18 protein-coding genes are annotated in these 20034 nt (G+C 38.7%); 15 read left to right on the top strand and 3 right to left on the bottom strand.

From position 1 onward, the window contains the following. Positions 1-27 precede the first annotated feature (27 nt). The 12 genes from JFV29_RS26105 to JFV29_RS26050 all read left to right on the top strand — a co-directional run bounded on the left by JFV29_RS26105 (position 28) and on the right by JFV29_RS26050 (position 12187). Entirely contained in the window at positions 28-477 is a 450-nt protein-coding gene (locus JFV29_RS26105; protein ID WP_207196452.1) for a tripartite tricarboxylate transporter TctB family protein, read from the top strand. Between the two features lie 18 nt (positions 478-495). After that, a complete protein-coding gene (locus JFV29_RS26100; protein ID WP_053348639.1) occupies positions 496-2022 on the top strand; it encodes a tripartite tricarboxylate transporter permease in 1527 nt (508 codons plus the stop codon). A 79-nt stretch (positions 2023-2101) separates the two neighbouring features. Continuing rightward, positions 2102-3694, top strand: coding sequence for an ATP-binding protein (locus JFV29_RS26095; RefSeq protein ID WP_201187284.1), 1593 nt, complete (start codon positions 2102-2104; stop codon positions 3692-3694). Beyond that, on the top strand, positions 3691-4398 hold the full coding sequence (locus tag JFV29_RS26090) for a response regulator (protein ID WP_057215817.1): 708 nt from the start codon (positions 3691-3693) through the stop codon (positions 4396-4398). The genes JFV29_RS26095 and JFV29_RS26090 overlap by 4 nt, the downstream gene beginning before the upstream one ends. Before the next feature lie 392 nt (positions 4399-4790). After that, entirely contained in the window at positions 4791-5843 is a 1053-nt protein-coding gene (locus JFV29_RS26085; protein WP_201187282.1) for a fatty acid desaturase, read from the top strand. Between the two features lie 94 nt (positions 5844-5937). Next, positions 5938-7059, top strand: coding sequence for a sensor histidine kinase (locus tag JFV29_RS26080; protein ID WP_201187280.1), 1122 nt, complete (start codon positions 5938-5940; stop codon positions 7057-7059). A gap of 12 nt (positions 7060-7071) precedes the next feature. After that, complete coding sequence (locus JFV29_RS26075) at positions 7072-7680, top strand: response regulator transcription factor (protein ID WP_201187278.1); 609 nt, start codon at positions 7072-7074, stop codon at positions 7678-7680. Between the two features lie 145 nt (positions 7681-7825). Beyond that, entirely contained in the window at positions 7826-8347 is a 522-nt protein-coding gene (gene msrA, locus JFV29_RS26070; protein ID WP_201187276.1) for a peptide-methionine (S)-S-oxide reductase MsrA, read from the top strand. A 398-nt stretch (positions 8348-8745) separates the two neighbouring features. Further along, on the top strand, positions 8746-9441 hold the full coding sequence (locus tag JFV29_RS26065; protein WP_201187274.1) for a response regulator transcription factor: 696 nt from the start codon (positions 8746-8748) through the stop codon (positions 9439-9441). Positions 9442-9488: 47 nt separating this feature from the next. Further along, entirely contained in the window at positions 9489-10793 is a 1305-nt protein-coding gene (locus tag JFV29_RS26060) for a sensor histidine kinase (protein WP_201187272.1), read from the top strand. Between the two features lie 65 nt (positions 10794-10858). Beyond that, entirely contained in the window at positions 10859-11407 is a 549-nt protein-coding gene (locus tag JFV29_RS26055) for a PepSY domain-containing protein (protein ID WP_201187270.1), read from the top strand. 297 nt (positions 11408-11704) lie between these two features. Beyond that, positions 11705-12187 carry a tetratricopeptide repeat protein gene (locus JFV29_RS26050; RefSeq protein ID WP_397444146.1) on the top strand — a complete coding sequence of 161 codons (483 nt, stop codon included), beginning with the start codon at positions 11705-11707 and terminating at the stop codon, positions 12185-12187. A gap of 303 nt (positions 12188-12490) precedes the next feature. Here the strand turns inward: JFV29_RS26050 and shc are convergent, their stop codons facing one another. The 3 genes from shc to JFV29_RS31820 all read right to left on the bottom strand — a co-directional run bounded on the left by shc (position 12491) and on the right by JFV29_RS31820 (position 16902). Next, a complete protein-coding gene (gene shc, locus JFV29_RS26045; protein WP_201187268.1) occupies positions 12491-14389 on the bottom strand; it encodes a squalene--hopene cyclase in 1899 nt (632 codons plus the stop codon). 182 nt (positions 14390-14571) lie between these two features. After that, complete coding sequence (locus JFV29_RS26040) at positions 14572-16233, bottom strand: M14 family metallopeptidase (RefSeq protein ID WP_201187267.1); 1662 nt, start codon at positions 16231-16233, stop codon at positions 14572-14574. 420 nt (positions 16234-16653) lie between these two features. Continuing rightward, positions 16654-16902: a DUF1450 domain-containing protein gene (locus JFV29_RS31820; RefSeq protein WP_201187266.1), complete on the bottom strand. Its 249-nt coding sequence runs from the start codon at positions 16900-16902 to the stop codon at positions 16654-16656. A 406-nt stretch (positions 16903-17308) separates the two neighbouring features. Between JFV29_RS31820 and JFV29_RS26030 the strand changes: the two genes are divergently transcribed. From JFV29_RS26030 to JFV29_RS26020, 3 genes are read left to right on the top strand one after another with little or no spacing between them, the layout of a single operon-like run. Beyond that, positions 17309-18259, top strand: coding sequence for an ABC transporter permease (locus JFV29_RS26030; RefSeq protein ID WP_053348872.1), 951 nt, complete (start codon positions 17309-17311; stop codon positions 18257-18259). Then, the gene (locus JFV29_RS26025) at positions 18252-19199 is read left to right on the top strand and encodes an iron chelate uptake ABC transporter family permease subunit (RefSeq protein WP_053348652.1); all 948 of its coding nucleotides are present in this window, start codon (positions 18252-18254) and stop codon (positions 19197-19199) included. Before JFV29_RS26030 ends, JFV29_RS26025 begins: the two co-directional genes overlap by 8 nt. Further along, positions 19193-19951: an iron ABC transporter ATP-binding protein gene (locus JFV29_RS26020; RefSeq protein ID WP_201187265.1), complete on the top strand. Its 759-nt coding sequence runs from the start codon at positions 19193-19195 to the stop codon at positions 19949-19951. Before JFV29_RS26025 ends, JFV29_RS26020 begins: the two co-directional genes overlap by 7 nt. Positions 19952-20034: the final 83 nt, after the last annotated feature.

The following is a 20034-nucleotide window of genomic DNA, read 5'->3' as shown; positions in this document are numbered from 1 at the left end:
TTCTGAATTGGGGGGATAAGGGTGGACATGAAATTTGACCGCTTTGCAGCTGTAGCCTTTCTGGCTGTCGGTGTGTTGTTTATGATAGGGAGCAGGAATTTATCCAGTTCTTCTTATGGAAGTTCAGTGGGGCCAGATATTTTTCCATTTGTTTTGGGACTTGTTCTTGCTGCATTGAGTATTCGCCTATTTTATGAGGCATATCAGAGTAAGAGACAAGAATCGAGTAAGGAAAAGCTGGAGTATAAGCCTTTTATCATTATTTTACTCTCAACATTGATTTATATTTTGACATTAGAAACATTTGGGTATGTCATTACAACCTTTCTCTTTTTGTTTGTTTGCTTTCAAACTATGGAACGGAGCAAGTGGGTAACATCACTCATTATATCTGCAGGGTTTTCCGGAATCGTCTATTTTTTATTCGTAAATGTCTTAAAAGGAACACTGCCTGGTTGGCCAATCTGGTTTTCATAAAGGAAAGGAGGATGAGTAATGGGCACTTTTGATTATTTATTACAAGGGTTTGAAACAGCACTTACTTGGTATAATTTGCTTTTTGCTTTTGTTGGAGTATTGATTGGAACGGCAGTCGGTGTTTTGCCAGGGATTGGACCGATGAGCGGTGTGGCCCTTTTAATTCCGGTAACGGCTTCAATTACGGGAGGACTTCCCCCAGAGCAAGCGGCAACAAGCGCCATCATTTTACTTGCAGGTGTCTATTATGGAGCGATGTATGGAGGCTCGACAACTTCTATACTATTAAATACACCTGGGGAATCTTCTTCTGTTGTTACAACATTGGATGGCTATCAAATGGCGAAGAAGGGCAGGGCTGGAAGTGCTTTGTCTATTTCTGCCATCGGTTCCTTTGTTGGAGGGATTGTCACCCTTATCGCTATGATTGCCTTAGCTCAACCATTATCGACGATTGCCATAAAATTTGGTCCAGCTGAGTATTTTTCACTTATGCTTCTAGGACTGGCAGCTGTTAGTGGTTTGGCGGGAAAGTCAGTAACGAAGGCGTTAATTATGACTGTTTGCGGCTTGCTGATTGGGACGATAGGCATTGATAATGTATCAGGGATTGCTCGTTTTACCTTCGACGTTCCCTGGCTATATCAAGGGGTTGAATTCCTGACAATCGCAGTTGGGTTATTCGCCCTTGGAGAAGTGTTCAAGACGATATTGGAAAAAGAAGAGGATGACGGGGAAATCGCTAAGATTAGTAATTTGATTCCTTCCAAAGAAGAATTCAAAGAATCCGCGGGTCCCATTGCCAGGGGATCGCTCTTAGGTTTCTTTGTAGGAATCCTACCAGGTGCAGGGGCAACTCTTGCTTCTTTCTTCTCTTATCTTATGGAAAAACGGATTTCAAAAAAACCTGAGAAATTTGGTACTGGAGCAATTGCAGGAGTAGCAGGGCCTGAGACAGCTAATAACGCAGCTTCTGGTGGAGCGATGATTCCATTATTGACTCTGGGGATTCCAGGTTCCGGTACAACAGCTATCTTAATGGGAGCACTCATGATGTACAATGTTCAACCTGGACCATTATTATTCGAAGATCATCCTCAGGTAGCTTGGGGACTTATCGCCAGTATGTTCATTGGGAATCTGATGCTTCTCATCCTTAATCTTCCGCTCGTTAAGGTTTTTGCAAAAATCATTGAAACGCCTAAGAAGTACTTGATTCCGATCATTATCGCGATTTCCATTTTTGGTGTTTATGCGGTTCAAGTATCCACTTATGATTTATTGCTATTATTAGGGTGCGGGGTCTTGGGGTATTTCTTAAGTAAAAATGATTATCCAATCGCTCCATTGGTACTAGGGTTGGTATTAGGGCCGATGATAGAAAATAATATGCGCAGAGCCTTGACCATATCCGATGGTGATTACAGCTTGTTTTTCACTAGGCCACTTTCACTTACCTTTTTGATTGTAACGGCATTATGGCTGCTCATTCCGGTTTTACTTAAGAAGAGAGGGAAAGATGTCGTCATCAATATAGAAGGTTAATAAATATTTTCTGAATGTTGCAAAAAAACTCCTTTTTTAAAGGGGTTTTTTTTTATATGATGTAAGAAGAGGTGATTGAATGCGTTTACATACTAAGTTGATGCTGGGCATCTGCACGTTAATCATCTTAATAGGTGGAATCTTTGAAGTTATTTTTATAAATATCTTAGAAATTAACCTGAAACAGGAAACAGGGGAAAAAGCATTATCAGTTGCCCAGACTATTTCACTGCTGCCTGAAATTAAACAAGCCTTTCAAACGGATAGCCCTTCCGTGATCATCCAGCCTATTGCGGAAAAAATTCGCAGACAGATCGATGCGGAATTCATTGTAATAGGAGATGAGAATGAAACACGCCTGTCTCACCCTAATCCCAAATTGATTGGGAAGAAAATGGTAGGGGGAGATAACGCCGAGGTTTGGAATGGGAAATCAATCATCACGGAATCAACCGGGACATTGGGCCCTTCCATAAGGGGGAAAGCTCCAATAGAGGATGAGGGAAAAGTCATTGGTGTAGTCTCTGTTGGTTACATGCAGAACGATATTGAAAATGAAGTGTCTAGAATACAAAGAAAGATAGTATGGACCATCTCTTTTATCTTAATAGGTGGTTTACTAATTGCCTTCTTTATTTCATTAAATATAAAAAAGGCCATATTAGGACTTGAGCCCAAGGAGATTGCCTGGATGTTTCAAGAGAAACATGCCATTTTGGAATCCATTCATGAAGGAATTATAGCCATTGATGTCTATGGGAAAATCACTGTTGTCAATGAAACGGCGCATAAATTCCTTCATATTCCTAAAGACGTTGTGCTACGCGGGAGAAAAATTGAAGAGGTCATTACAAATACACATCTGCTTGATGTAGTCAGTACAGCACAGGCCGAATATGATCAGGAATTTATGATAGACGGTGAAATTTTTTTGGCAAGTCGCATTCCAATATTAAATAAACACGGAGAAGTTATCGGTGCTGTTGCGAGTTTAAGAAATAAGTCCGAACTATCGAACCTTCTTCAAGAGCTTTCCCATGTGAAGGCCTATGCAGAGGGGCTAAGGGCACAGACACATGAATATTCCAATCGGCTTTATACTCTTCTTGGTTTGATTCAACTGGGGTCCTATAAAGAAGCGATAGATTTTATATCGAAGGAAGTAGATGTCACACAAGGGTTCATTCACTTTTTAATGAAGGAAGTACCTGATCCGATTATTGCTGGGTTCATCTTAGGGAAAGTAAGTTTAGCAAGCGAGCTGAAAATTCATTTTACTATTGATAGAGAGAGCAGTTTTAAAGATATTCCGTCCGAAATAGACCGGGATGTGTTAGTGACGATTATCGGTAACCTTATCAATAATGCTTTTGAAGCGGTACGGGAAAACCAAAGGGAGGAAAAAAAGGTTTCGTTGTTCGTAACTGATTTGGGTAAAGAACTGATTATCGAAGTTGAAGATAACGGAAAAGGGATGAATTCAGGTGTTACCGAACAAATTTTTCAGAAAGGTTTTACCACGAAAAACCATCAAACTAATTCAGGGATTGGTCTGAGTCTTGTTAAGGAAGCAATTAATGGTTTAGGAGGATATATCACTTTTTCATCAAAGGAAGGGGAATATACGATCTTTACAGTAGCCATACCAAAAAACAGAGGGGTGATTAAATGAAGGCTATTAGCGAAATAGAAGTTTTAATCGTAGAAGATGACTTACGGATTGCTGAAATACAGAAGCTGTTCATCGAAAAAATTGAAGGGTTTCAAACCATTGGGATAGCGTCAAGTTATGTCGAAGCTAAAAGCTTCATTGAAATCATGCAGCCGGACCTATTGCTGCTCGATATGTATTTTCCGGATATGAATGGGCTCGATATCCTGAAAGAAATCAAGCAGCAAAGCAAACAAATGGATGTCATTATGATTACGGCAACAAAAGAGATTGAAAAAGTCCAGGAAGCCATTAAAATCGGCATATTTGATTATATTATCAAGCCTGTCGTATTTGAACGGTTCAAACAGTCCTTACTCCGATATCAAGAATATTACATTAAATTATCTGAATTAGGAAAGGGCAATTTTCCTGTGACACAGCAACAAGTGGATAAGCTTTTGAGAAAGGAAATGAATGACAAGGAAAGAGAACAGACTTCATTGCCAAAAGGGATTGATAGGATGACTTTGGAGAAGGTGATGGTAGTGTTGGGAAACACATCCCCTGGGTTAACTGCCGAAATAGTGGCGAAGGAAATCGGAGTGAGTAGGACTACGGCAAGGCGTTATCTTGAACACTTGATGTCTGAGGAAAAAATTGAAGCGGATTTAACATACGGCACGGTAGGACGGCCTGAAAGGGTTTATGCCATTAAGATATAAATGGATTCGCCTTGTGGTGAATCTGTTTTTGTGTTTGAGCAATACATAGACTTGCTTTACATATAAGGGAAGTATGTTTCGATTGGGTTGAAAATAGTTAATTGTTTTCCCCCATTTGAGTGGATTTATCAATTTTTGAGGGGTAAAAATGATAAATGAGGAAAAAATACGTGTGAAAAGTGAAAGGATAGACAAGTATATGACGTTTGTCATGCCAGCCAATTGACGTTTATGACTTCAGATGATCGGTGATTATTCCTATACTTAAGAAGAGAAAGATAGTTCGTTAAATTTAACGGGCCAAGGCGTAAATTATAGTTGCTTTAAAATGTAAGCTTACCAATCCATTTAAACACTCCACGTTTCTATATAATATTTATTAGGAGGAAGTTATGAGTAACCATAATCAAAAACAATTGAGAAAAGATATTGCCCCTTTTGAAATGTCCAATACTAAATCAAGTGTGAAACAACTTTTAAATACATTTCCACCCTTTTTTCTATTATGGTTCTTAGCCTATCAGAGCTTATCGATCTCATATTGGCTGACCCTTGCATTTAGCGTTCTGGCTTCAGGGTTTGTGGTCAGGATTTTCATTATTTTTCATGATTGTTGTCATCAATCGTTTTTCAAAAGTAGGAAAGCGAATAATATCCTGGGTACAATCAGTGGAATCGTCACATTATTTCCGTATGAACAATGGAAGCATAGTCATTCCATACATCATGCAACCAGCAGTAATTTAAACAAACGCGGTACTGGCGATATTTGGGTCATGACCGTTGATGAATATGTAGCCGCTTCATTCTGGGGACGTCTAGCTTACCGTTTATATAGAAATCCGATCGTCATGTTTGGTTTAGGACCATTTTATCTATTCCTTGTGTCGAATCGTTTGAATACAAAAGGCGCTAGAAAGAAAGAACGTATGAATACGTATTTGACAAATGCTTCTATTTTGGCGATTTATGGTCTTTTATGCTTGGCTATCGGATGGCAGGCATTCTTGATGATCCAAGTACCGCTTCTTTTTGTAACGGGATCACTGGGCATCTGGCTGTTCTATGTACAGCATCAGTTTGAAGATTCTTATTTCGAAGAGGAATCAGAATGGGATTACGTGAAGGCTGCCATTGATGGAAGTTCTTATTATAAGCTTCCAAAGATTTTACAATGGGTAACTGGAAATATCGGTTTCCACCACGTGCATCATCTTAGTCCAAGAGTGCCAAACTATAATCTGGAAAAAGTCCATGATTCCACCCTTCCTTTGCAACAGGCAACAACAATCACTCTTGGTTCAAGCTTAAAATCGCTTCGCTTCCGCCTTTATGATAGCGAAAACAAAACGTTTGTAAGTTTTAAAGAGATTAAGCACCGTCTAAGCGATACAAAATCAAAGGTAGGAATCAATAATAAACGTCCAAGTCTTCAAGAAAAATAAATAGTTTATTAAAAAACCATTCAATTTCCATTGGATGGTTTTTTGATAAAACTCCTTAGTATATACTAGGAGTAAAAGAAAAAGAGGCAGCGCCATGCAAAGTTGGTATCATATCTTTCCGAAGAACACAGGGCTAAGCCCTTATGTCTGGATCATTTTTTGTATCCTCCCTTTTTATTTCATTTTCAAATCTTCATCTATGTTGGAGATTGTTTTTGGAATCGTCATGATCATTTTGTTTTTCATTTCATATGGCCTTTCATTCGTTTCAAAGGGATGGCCCGTATACGTTTGGACTGCGATACAAATAGTCATATCCATATCCATGACCATATTTTTCAGCTACATTTACTTTTCACTTTTTTTAGCATTCTTTATTGGGAATGTTCAAAATAAGGTTGGTTTTTTCGTATTATATTCGATTCAGTTATTAGCTACCATCGTGTCCGTCAATATTGGGTTCATCATGAAAGATCCTACCTTCTTTTCGCAATTTCCCTTTATGCTCATTTGTGTAGTAGGCGTGATTCTTCTCCCATTCAACACATATAATCGGAATAAACGGGATAGGCTGGAAGAACAACTGGAAGATGCGCATAAAAGAATATCCGAACTTGGCAAAATGGAAGAACGTCAGCGGATTGCTCGTGATTTACATGATACTCTTGGACAAAAACTTTCTTTGATTGGCTTGAAAAGTGACCTTGCTGGGAAATTGATTGATTTAAACCCGGATTCGGCTAAGAAGGAAATCAAGGATATCCGCCAAACGGCGAGGACGGCACTCAAAGAAGTACGGGAAATGGTGTCGGAAATGCGTGGGGCTAAGCTAAGCGATGAAATAATCCGGGTCAAGCAAATTTTGAAAGCGGCAGAGATAGAATTCAAATTGGAAGGAACCACGGAATTGCAAGATACCCCATTGCTTGTTGAAACGGTTTTAAGCATGTGCTTGAAAGAAGCTGTGACCAATATAGTCAAACATAGCTGTGCCGACTGCTGTAATATCGTTATAGAAGAATTAAAGACAGGAGTGACGATCAAAGTCCAAGATAATGGAGTGGGGCTTTCACACAAATCAGAGTTTTTTAAAGGCAATGGACTTCAAGGAATGAAAGAAAGGCTTGAATTCGTTAACGGCAGCCTAGATATTAAATCAACTGAAGGAACTACACTTTACATTAGGGTTCCGAATGCTATAAAAAATAATGAATAGGTGGGATTAACTTTGATTCGAATCGTTATTGCTGAAGACCAGCGGATGCTGCTTGGTGCGCTAGGTTCTATCCTTGATTTAGAAGAGGATATGGAAGTTGTCGGAAAAGCAAGCAATGGGGAAGAAGCAATGAATCTCGTAAATCGTTTAAAGCCGGATATCTGCATTACGGATATTGAAATGCCCGTTAAAACAGGCCTCGATGTAGCAGAAGAGATTAAGAGTCAGGGCCATCAATGCAAAGTCATCATTTTAACAACTTTTGCACGTCCTGGATATTTTGAAAGAGCCAGAAAGGCAGAAGTAGGTGGATATCTACTGAAGGATAGTCCAAGTGAGGAATTGGCAAACTCAATTAGAGTCATCATGGATGGTCGGCGCATATATGCTCCGGAGCTGGTGGATATGGCTTTTGACGAAGAAAACCCGTTGACTGAACGAGAGAGTCAAGTGCTCAAATTGATTGCAGATGGTAAGAATACTAAGGAAATTGCCAGCCAACTTTATCTAACTAATGGAACGGTTCGTAATTATATTTCGGTCATTCTCGATAAATTGGATGTAAGCAATCGCGTTGAAGCGATAGTAAGATTCAAGGAAAAGGGTTGGTCAAAAGATTGATTTAGGGTTTGCCAAAGAGGCAGATCCTTTTTGGCACGATGACATGGCGGTTCCGCAAATTATAAAGAATCAAAAAAACATATGGTTGGGGTTAGGATATGATATATTAATTTTTATTCATAAGTATTGGAGGGAGATGACCATTATGCAAAAAGCTACATTTGCTGGAGGCTGTTTTTGGTGCATGGTGACACCATTTGAAGAACAACCTGGCATTGGAGGAATCGTATCCGGTTATACAGGTGGACAAGTTGAAAACCCAACTTACGAGGAAGTGAAGACGGGAACTTCGGGCCATTATGAAGTCGTTGAAATTACTTTCGATCCTATGTTATTTCCTTATGAAAGACTGCTGGAATTGTATTGGCAGCAGATTGACCCAACCGATGATGGCGGTCAATTCCATGACAGAGGAAGCCAGTATCGCACGGCTATCTTCTATCATAATGAAACTCAAAAACAATTAGCTATTGAAACTAAGGAACAGGTAGCAGCTAGCGGTAAGTTCAAGAAACCTATAGTAACGGAAATCCTGCAGGCCCAAACCTTTTATCCGGCTGAAGAATATCATCAAGGCTATCATAAGAAAAACAAAGATGAGTACAAAGCGGACCGTGCGAAATCAGGACGCGATGTATTCATTGATCAACATTGGATTGGTAAATAAAAGAACAAAAGAACCGGATGTGTTTTCACATCCGGTTCTTTTTTCAATTTTGACTCTTTCTTCATGTAAGTATATTCGTTGTTAATAAGGGCGATCCAACAGAATTTCTAAAGATTCTTCTTTATCGGTAGTATATGGGACAGTTGGCGCGAAAAAATGACATAGAGCATAAGGCAGTGGATTGCTGGGAATCCGCCCCTATTAATTAAAGTTCTACAGTATCGATAGTTAAGGAACATAAAACAGGGAAGTCACCTCTCTTTAATCTGTAAAGATAGAAGCAGGGCTTTTTTTTCTCTATAGAATTGTTTTTGTCATACGATTTAACGAGAAGGGTTCAATTTCTCATGATATTTTCATTTTTCTTCAGTACACTAAGGGGTAGGTGGTGTTAAATAATGATTAAAAGAATTTTAATTATAGAAGATGAAGAAAAAATCGCGAGGGTCATACAGCTGGAACTGAACCATGAGGGTTATCAAACTGAATCGGCTTTTACCGGAAAAACAGGTCTGGAAAGGGCTGAAGCTGAAGAGTGGGATTTAATCTTATTAGATGTGATGCTACCCGAGTTGAATGGCATAGAAGTACTTAGGCGTTTTAGAAAAAAGAATGGTCACACACCAGTCATCCTCTTAACAGCCAGGGATGCAATACCTGATAAGGTGAACGGCCTGGACCATGGTGCGAATGATTATGTAACAAAACCATTTGAAATAGAAGAACTACTTGCCCGGATTCGTGCTTGTTTTCGGATGAATGTACGGGGGAGCCAATCAGAAGAAAAAGCGGATGACCTTAAGGTCCATGATCTGCAATTGAACCTTGGTACAAGGGACATTCTAAGGCAAGGTAAAAGGATCGAGCTGACTTCCCGCGAGTTCGACTTGCTAGTTTATCTTTTGCAAAATAAAAATCAAGTACTGTCGAGAGACCAAATTCTGACCCATGTATGGGGGTATGATTTTGTAGGGGATACGAATGTGGTTGATGTGTATATTCGTTATTTACGTAAAAAAATTGATTATCCTTTTGATTTGCAGCTCATACATACCTATCGAGGGGTAGGATATAGCTTGAAGGAGCCAGTATGAAGATCCGGACGAAAATCCAATGGTATTCTAGTCTTTTTTTAATCCTCATGCTGGTAGTGCTGAGTATCATCGTTTTAACCGCCTTTCTTTGGATTTCCGTTGAGAGGGAACAGGATATGCTTGAAAATCAGGCTTCGTTAATCGAAGAAAATGTCCAGGCGAAGGATCTATTCTCCGGCAATTCTAGCTTGGTAGAGCCATATACCCCAGACGATGGAATGGTACGGGTATTTAACACCGAAAGACGCTTGGTCAACATATTTACTGATGAAGAGGACCTCCAGGGGCTTATAATAAAATCCGTTAACGAGAAGGGATATGATTTTACCAAAGTCGACGGAGAGTATGTGTTAACCTACCGCTATCCTTATCCGGAAGAAGGTAAGCCGCTTGGAATGATTGAGGTCACCCAGGCACAGGACAGCCTTCTTGATAATTTATCAACACTTGCACTTGTGCTTGCTGGTTCATCCCTTTTTGTCATTCTTTTATCCATTTTTGCTGGCAAGTGGTTGGCAAATCTAATTCTTAAACCAATATCCATCATGAGCGGGACAATGATGGATATTGAGGAAAGTGGAGAATTCAAACGGATTCCGCTATCGGATCAATCAAAGGACGAACTACAGGTAATGGGAGTTTCATTCAACAGGATGATAGAAAGGCTAGAACGGAATTATAACCAACAGCAGCAATTCCTTTCAGACGCTTCACATGAGTTGAAAACACCGATTACGGTTATTGAAAGCTATTCCTCACTATTGAAACGCTGGGGAATGAAGGATGCAGCGATTCAGGAAGAGGCAGTGGAAGCGATCCATCATGAAGCCATCCGGATGAAAAAGTTGACGGAACATCTTCTACAGGCGGCTTCCCAATCGGAACCTTCAGTCGATATGGAGGAAAAAATCGAACTTATTTCATTTTGTGAACAGATTGCCCAAACGTTTAGACGGACTGGGAATCGTGAAATAAATATACAATCCGAGTTTAAGGAAATATATGCAATGATCATTTCCAGTAAGCTTGAACAGGTGTTGGTCATCCTATTGGACAATGCCATGAAATACAGTGAATCGGGTATAAAGATCTTGATTAATCAGCAGGGAAATGAAGTTTTTATTGGAGTGAAAGATCAAGGTGTAGGCATATCACCAGAACATCTGTTACATGTATTTGAACGTTTCTATCGTGTGGATTCATCGAGAGCAAGGAAAACGGGAGGCAATGGACTCGGTCTTTCCATTGCTCGATCAATTGTTGAGTCATTCGGCGGCAAATTGGAAATTCAAAGTGAAGTGGGAGAAGGAACGTCGGTGACGATTATTCTTTCTCATCAAATTCTAATTTAGCGTTCATGTTCGTTTCATGAAGGATTGTTATTCTTAAGGTAACAAATTAAAGGAGGAATTCAATCATGAAAAAGCAGTGGAGCACGATAAAACAAGGTATCATCCAAAGGAAAAAGGTAATAATGACGGTGTCCATAGCCTCCGTATTGCTTTTCGGTGGTGCTGCCGGAACGGCCGTATATGCAGTCAATAAGGGTGCGCTATCTGAAGACGAGGCTGTCAAAATGATTTCAGAAAAACTAGGTGGGGAAGTTACTCAATTTGAAAAAGATTGGGACCAGCCGATGACCTATGAGATGACCGTTAAAACGGAAGAAGGCTATCAAGACGTAGATGTGGATGCTGAAAAAGGAGAGATTCTTTCTCAGGAGATGGAAGACGATGATGATGAGGATATGAACACTCAAAAATCGGTGGAAACTGCAAAAATCAGTATGGATCAAGCTGAAAAGATTGCTTTGAAAAAGGTGGATGGCCAAATTACGGATGTAGAGCTGGATTCTGAGAATGGCATCCTTGTATACGAACTGGAGATAAACCAAGGACAAAAGGAATATGACGTAGTAGTTGATGCTACTACGGGGAAAGTATTAAAAACCGAATTGGATGATTAATCGAATATCAAGACCAAAAGTTGTTTCGGTTACGTAACATTTATTGTTAATAACCTTGCTGAAATGATTATCAAAGACTAAAAAGGATTTGCCATGGGGCAGATCCTTTTTTTTGTTAGTAATCTAAATACTTACAAAATCCATTAAAAGAATAGTTGATACAGTATCTGGTCAGTCATATTAGTTTTTTTCTTATAAATGAACAATGGCAATATCCGTTTCGAAATTAAGAAGGAATTAAAGGGTTCCTCCAGAATAAGGGACATAAAGATCTTTATCCAATAGGGGGGAATGAGAGTGAAGAATTTAGAAGCGGCGCTATCGTTACGGTGTAAGAAAGAGTTTGAGAAATCAAATCAACTTTTAATGGAACTCGCAAAGAAAAATCCCGAGGATGCTGTAATTCAGTATCAATGTGCCTGGAGTTTGGATATTCTTGGGCTTGAGTCACAGGCTGTGCCCTATTATGAAACAGCACTCACATTGGGTTTATTAGAGGAGGATGCTAAAGGTGCATATTTAGGGTTGGGGAGTACATATCGTACCATTGGAGAATATGAAAAATCAAAACGAACATTAGAAACAGGGCTGAGCAAGTTTCCTGAGGACAAGGCTTTAATAGTATTTAGAGCAATGGCATTCTATAATTTAGGACATCATAATTTGGCAATGGAATCTTTACTGAAAATTATTGCGGAAACTTCTAAGGATCATGCAATCCAGTCATATGCAAAGGCAATAGAATTCTATAGCGATAAACTTGATACAGTTTGGAAGTGAAAAATAATAAAACAGTGAGGATTCATCCCCAAATTATCCACAAAACCTTAAGAAGACAAGTAATCCAGAGCTTGTGTGCATACTTTCGGACAAATAAATTGGCAAAATACATAAGAATGAATGTTACTCACAGCAATTGTGGATAATAATTTGTTTATATAATGCTTCGGGTCAATTTATTGGATAATTATATGTGGATAACCTTAAAATGTGGATAACTGTACTTTTATGTGCCACCCTTTTCCACAAGTAATCCACATATTCATCTTTTTATGACGAAAAAAGCGCCGACACACACAGCGCTTAAACATTCATGAACTTATTTCTGTAGTGACTTAAGGCCAAAAGCGGATAAATATAGCGATAGCTGTGATAATGGATATACGATAAATTTGCCAGTGCCTGACCTACAGGATAGTCATTGGTCCAGCTTTCTTTTTGGGCTTCACGAATGAGATAGGTGATGCCTTTTTCGATTTCAGGTGTCGGTTTTTCGGATGCTGAAATCAACGCATCCACAGCCCAAGCTGTATGGGTCAGGGTGCTGGTCCCGAGAGGCATATAATGTTGCTTGATGTCACTGTAACAAGATTCTCCCCAGCCTCCATCTTTATTTTGAACTTTCTTTAACCAGGCCAAAGCTTTTTGGATAACTGGGTGTTCAGAGGATTGCCCAGCTGCCTTAAGGCCAGTCAGTGCAGACCATGTGCCATATAGGTAGCAAATTCCCCAGCGTCCGTACCAAGATCCGTCGCGCTCCTGGTCTTTCAAGAGCCAATCTACGGCTTTTTTGCTGACTTTCTCAGGTTTCTTCAAATTTGTATAGTTCCCTAAAAATTCAAGTGTTCTTCCTGTTAAATCAGCGGTCGATGGGTCAGTTAGGAAATATTTAGCTCCTTCGAAAGGGGTAAGGTGTAACCATTTATGATCGTTATTTCTTTCGAATGCAGGAAATCCGCCATCATCATTTTGCATGGATATCGTGAAGGCGACACCACGCTGCCAGCTGTTCTGATTATCTGGGTTTGTTTGCAATTGACCGGCAAGCGCCCGTAGTGAAGCAGTCGTATCATCTACATCTGGATTCATTGTGTTCAAATCTGAGAAACCCCAGCCACCTGGAACCGCGTTAGGGTTATGAACCAACCAATCACCATACATATAATGCTGACGGGAAAGTAAATACTGATTTGCGGCTTTAACAGTTTGATCTTTGGAAGGCAATCCTGCTTCTTGCAAAGCATAGCTGATTAAGGAGGTATTCCAAACATGGGCTGTTGTAAATTGGATATGAGTGTACCCATCAACTGAACAGGCCATCCCCTTCAGACCGGCAACTGCTTTTAGGATCACGGGATCTTTTTTCGAATAGCCGGTTGAGAGAAGTGCAAAGATCATGAAAAAGGTAGAAACAAAATAATTGTAAAGTGTTCCGTCGGGCTCTAGCCGGTCGAGCATATATCTTTTCGTTGACTCTAGGGCCAAGGAATGCAAATAATCTGGATAACCAATTAAGGTTTTGACACCTGTTTGAAGTTTGGAAAAGAAAGAGCGGTATTCGTCCGTTCGATATTCCTCCCACACATATTCTTCAGTACGTTCCTCCCGCGTTTGATATAAATCTTTTAAACTAGGTGCGTTCGAGGACTTAATCTGATACTTTTTATGTCCAAGCAGAAGCAGGGGTATCAAGTTAACTCTCGCATATACGGAAAGGTCATAAATGTTGATGAAAAAGGTTGGCGGCAGTAATATAACCTCGAGCGGGATTGGGAATAGAGGCGGCCATTTATATTGGCCAGTGACGGTGAGCATCATTTTAGTTAGCGTATTGGCCTGTTTGATTCCGCCGTTAGAAAGAATGAATTGTTTGGCCTTTCTCATATGGAAATCTTGTTTTTTCCGTAGGCCGCTATATAGAAGACCATAGTAAGCTTCAATAGTGACCGAGAGATTGCCTTCCTTTTCATCATGGAAAAGTTTCCAAGAACCGTTTTCTGTTTGTCTGCTTTCAATCCTTTTTACTAAAGCCTCTATAAGAGGAGCATCTTCTATGTCTAAAATTTTTAGTAAAATAATCATATAGGCATCAGCTGTTATCCCAGTGTCAAAGGGATAGTTCCAAGATCCATCTGCTGATTGGTCTTGCTTTAAGTGATAAACAAGTCGGTTAATTTCCAATTGTACATGTTGGTGGTTCAAAGGTGTTCCCCCCTCCTAAACACATTGTCCGTTTATATATATATTCAAAAGTTTTTGCTGCATTCAAGAAAGACGACTGAATGGTGTCAGAAATTCTGCTAATGCTTAAAGATGGAATAAAAAATAAAACGCTTCGGCAAGGAAAGCTGCCAAAGCGTTTTTTAGATAGTAGTGGAGATTTATTATTTAACTGGTAATGCTGATTGTTGCATGTAGCGGTAAATCGGAAGTTCTCCGCCCTTAACAGCGGGAATGAAATTGAATGTCACATAGCTGTCTATGCCCTCAGGTTCGAGTGCGAGGGAAATGAAGTTAGCATCAGGCTGGTCCATGTTAAATACATAGCTTCCTCTCGGGAATTCCTGTTTTTTCGCTGATACATTGGTCGTCACTTCTTTGGTTGTATGTCCGCTTTCAAGTGTAGTGGACACTTTCAAATCCTTTACTTTGTAACTTTCAACAGATAATTTCACAGGTTTTTTTAGTTTTTTCACCTGCACTCCCAATAACTGAAGTTTTTTTGCAATATCTTCATATTCAGGTGGGAGGATATAAGCTGTTGGTCGATCTCTAACAAGGGTAGGGTAGGCATCGGTAGAATCCAGCCAATCGATAGGCGTATCGACCTTTTTGGCCTTTGCTAAATCAACTACTGTTAACTTTTGATTTTTTATCAATTTATTTTCGCTGGTGATGACAATTTTATCATGATCATTTGCCTTTCTCCCTTTTTTCACCACTTCATTTTCGGCCTGCTTGACCACCTTTTTTACTGTACTGGCTTGATCAGCTGTCGTTTTAATGAAGGCTGCCTGAGCTGTAGCTTGTGCATAAACACGACGTTTGAAGTCAGTACGACCGATATTGATACCCCTTGTTTCAATTAAATAGGTCATCGTATTTTTCAATCCGAGAGCGTTGCGACCGATGCGGGCCTCTGTGCTTCCTTCAGTAGCGGTAAGAATTCCAGCATCAGAAGTATCAAGTGTATAGTAATCATGATAGGAAAGCTTTTCTTTTTCCAATGTTTTAAAAACATTAGGCAAAAGTAGTTCGTCGGATGCTTTTCGAAGCTGTTCCGGAATATTTAAATTTTTTGCTGAAGAAATGAGCAGATCATAGGAAGCGATGGATCCATTTGTGCCAACCTTCTTAAGGGGAGCAGGGTTCACTGTATATTCATGTACATCAAGAATGACTTCAGGCTCATAATCATTGATGGTTTGATGAATAGTCTGTACCTCAGGATACTCCACTTTTAAATAGTCTCGATTCGCATCCATGTCATTAGAGGTAAACCGTTTAAAATAATAGGAGCCATCTGGATTTACACGTGGAACGATGGCAATGTTCACTTTATCGAGGACATCACCAAGTTTTCCTTCAGCAAGCCATTGGGCAATAACTAATGTAGATTCACCAGAGGCGGGTTCATTGCCATGAATCTGACCTTGAATCCAAATCAACGGTTTCTTAGTATCCTTTTTCAGCTTTTTTGAATCCTTGCTGAAAAGGAGCATCGGGATATCGCGTCCTTCTGTAGATTGACCAATCGTCTTAATTTGGATGTTTTTACTTTTGTGGGATAGTTTTTTGATATAAGCTATCATTTCTTCTTGGCTTGTAAAGGCAATCTTGTCATGTTGAAAGGCAGGAGTATTGAAGGTAACTTTAGGGTCTGGGAAAAGGTAGGAGAGATTTTCTGGCTGAATGTAGCTAGGACCCTTGCCATAATAAGGGGTAAATTCATCTGCCTGAGCCGTGGAGCTTAGGCCGGGCAATCCAGTGATAAGACTAAGAGAGACAACAGAAACAATCGTTGGTATGATCTTTTTCACAGACATCCTCCTAATTAATCTTTTTTCCATAAATTATCACATATAATACTAGAAAAATAGCATAAACTTTGAAAATAGTAAAAAACAGGAAGTATCTACTAGGTTGATAAAGAGCGTTCTATGGCTAGGTGCCCAGAAGTAGTTATGTATTCTGCTACTCCTCATAAATGACAATGTAAAACCTAAATCAAAGAAATGAAGACGAAACAACAATAAGAGAGCTCCAGCCGTGAAACAGTAGAGCAGGATCTTGTTTCATCCCGACTGCAATGGCTGATACAGCTAATCCTTTTATGCACTCCTATAATATAGAAGGAATAGGAGTTATAGAGGTTTTTTTATACACGGTTTTCTTCATTATAATTTTAGGGATATAGTTAACAATAAAATAAGGACCAAAGCAATTTGAAGTTGCTTGGCCCGTATTTATTTTAATATGTTTTGTAACTGGTTTAAAAGATCTTGTGTATTTTCCCCACTCATAATCTGCCCGTTTACTTTAGCATAGGGTGTCTTATTACAAAGTTTACATTCACTTAAACATTCATATTCTTTATATTGAATTCGGGGGTTCGTCAAGAACTTTCCAAACACAGCGAGTGTTTGTTCATTAAGGAAACGGTCAAGATTATTTTGACAAAATTCAATCTGGATTTTCTCTTTTTTGGTGAACATTTTAGAAAGAAAGGTTTTCATCATATCGCTACTTTCATTGGAAGAGTAAATATATGTTATTTTGATTTTATCACTTAATGTTGCGAAATGCATGGTTTGAAAGAATTTAATACACAAGAACTTTATATAGATTGTGTGAACAAGAACGGATACAATTTCCAATTTATCAAAGTAATTCGCTTGTATATGTTGACACATGTCAAAGGAATGGTAGAATAGAAATGAATACGATATTGATAATGAATCTCATTATCAAAAAAAGGAAAACACGTGCAGTTATTGTAGCTCATGGGTCTTATTTTTATTAAAGATAGATAAAAACTTAATAATAGTCTTTATTCAAACATTTTTAATTAAGAATATTATCACTGTGTTTTTACTGATATAGGAAGAGTAGGAAATGAAGATGAAGATAAGATATTTAGTCATGGCGTTAATTGTTTTATCATTTACCTCATTATTCATTGGAGTAAAAGATATTACGCCACTCGATTTATTAGATTTAAGCGATGATAAAGTGCAAATTATGCTGCAAAGCCGTTTTCCTAGAATGGTAACTATTGTAATTGCTGGGGTGGTTATGAGCATCAGTGGCTTAATCATGCAGCAATTGAGTAGAAATAAATTTGTATCACCAACAACTGCCGGTACGATGGATTCTGCAAGGTTGGGTCTTCTTCTTGCTATTATCATTTTTCCATCAGCAGCACTTATTGAGAAAATGGCATTCGCATTCATATTCGCTTTGGCAGGCACTTTCTTGTTCATGAAAATTCTTGATCAAGTTAAATACAAGGATACGATTTTCATTCCATTGGTTGGTTTGATGTTTGGTAATATCGTCGGATCTATTTCAACTTTCTTTGCTTATAAATATGATTTGATTCAAAGTCTCAACACATGGATGAATGGTGATTTCTCGATGATTATGTCGGGAAGATATGAACTAATATACATAAGTATCCCTTTGGTCATTCTCGCATACTTCTTTGCTAATAAATTCACTGTGGCAGGGATGGGTGAGGAGTTTGCTATCAATCTTGGACTCAATTATAAATTTGTAGTCAATTTTGGATTGGTAATCGTAGCATTATCCTCTACCGTCGTCTTGTTAACGGTGGGAACAATTCCTTTTATAGGACTGATTGTACCTAATATTGTTTCACTTTACCTTGGTGATAATTTGAAGAAGAGTCTTTCTCATACAGCATTGCTAGGGGCTGTGTTCCTATTGATCTGCGATATTCTGGGTCGGATTATCATTTATCCATTTGAAATTCCGATAGGTCTCGTAGTTGGTGTAATAGGAAGCGCCGTATTTATCTATCTGATAATGAGGAGAAAGGCATATGAATAATAAAGGAAAAATCATTTTACTAGCTGTTGTTGCAACTGTTTTAACGGCAGGTTATATCTTTTGGGATCTTGGCCCTAATTGGGATTATGCACTTCCAAGAAGGGTTATCAAAATTATCGCCATCATTGTAGTTGGTTGTGCGATTGCCTTCGCAACAGTAGTTTTCCAGACAGTAACAAATAATAAAATTTTAACACCAAGCATTTTAGGATTAGATTCTATGTATATGCTGATTCAAACAGGAGTCATCTTCCTGTTCGGTTCAACACATGTCATGATTTTAAATAAAAATCTAAATTTTCTGGTTACTTTGACAGCTATGCTTATTTTCTCCAGTCTGCTGTTCAAGTTCATGTTCAAGCAAAATCGAAATATATATTTTCTCTTGCTGATAGGCATCATATTCGGAACATTATTCGGCAGTATGTCATCATTTATGCAGGTATTGATTGACCCGAATGAATTTCAAATCATTCAAAATAAAATGTTTGCGAGTTTTAACAATGTCAATACGGACTTATTGACGTTAGCTATTGTCCTTATGATAGCAGTAATCGTATATTTTATGAGATTTTTGAAGTATTTAGATGTCATGTCCTTAGGGAGAGACCAAGCCATCAACTTAGGTGTGGATTATGATTTTGTAACGAAACGGGTATTAATCGTTGTCACGATTTTAATCTCCATTTCAACAGCCCTGATAGGTCCTATCACATTCCTAGGCTTACTTGTTGCCAATGTGGCGTATCAATTTATTAAGTCTTATCAGCACAAACATATCCTTCCAGGTGCGATGCTGATTAGTGTGATTGCCTTGGTCGGCGGCCAATTCATAGTTGAGAGAATCTTCACCTTCTCTACAACTTTGAGTGTCATTATCAACTTTGTTGGCGGTGTCTATTTCATCTATCTTCTATTAAAGGAGAATAAGTCATGGTAGAAGTGAAAAGTTTATTCAAAAAATATAATAATAAAACGGTTGTCGAAGATGTATCCATTGAAATTACCAAAGGAAAAATCACTTCTTTCATCGGCCCTAATGGTGCGGGGAAAAGTACGGTTCTTTCGATGATCAGCCGACTCATTACTAAAGATTCAGGGGAAGTCCTGATTGATGGTAAAGACATGGGGAAATTCAACAGCAATGAGCTTGCGAAAAAAATCGCCATTTTAAAGCAAGCTAACCACATTAATATCCGATTGACGATTCGTGAACTCGTCGCCTTTGGTCGATTCCCTTATTCACAGGGGAAATTGACTAAAGAGGATTGGAAATATGTCGATGAAGCGATTGAATATATGGAACTTGAGAATATGCAGGATAAGTTTCTTGACCAGCTTAGCGGGGGCCAACAACAACGGGCCTTCATTGCAATGGTAATTGCACAAAATACAGAGTATGTACTTCTTGACGAACCTTTGAACAATTTGGACATGAAGCATTCTGTCCAAATCATGAAGGTATTAAGAAGGTTGGCTGATGAATTAGGGAAAACAGTCATTATCGTCATTCATGATATTAATTTTGCATCCTGTTATTCCGACTATATTGTTGCATTGAAGGATGGAAAGGTTGTCCAAAATGGACCTACCGAACAAGTCATTAATTCCAATGTATTAAAGGAAATCTATGATATGGATATTGAGATTCAAAATATCAATGATAATAAGATCTGCGTGTACTTTACTTAGGAACTATGCCATTTGGTTTTAAATTACTTCAGGTATTCGTAACTAAACTAGGAAACATTAAGAACACTCTTTAGGCTGTTAAG

It is taken from the genome of Peribacillus sp. TH16 (genome assembly GCF_016651095.1).
Taxonomy (GTDB): Bacteria; Bacillota; Bacilli; order Bacillales; family DSM-1321; genus Peribacillus; species Peribacillus butanolivorans.
Note: the sequence above shows the minus strand (reverse complement) of the source record. Positions and strands in the feature narration are given on the sequence as shown.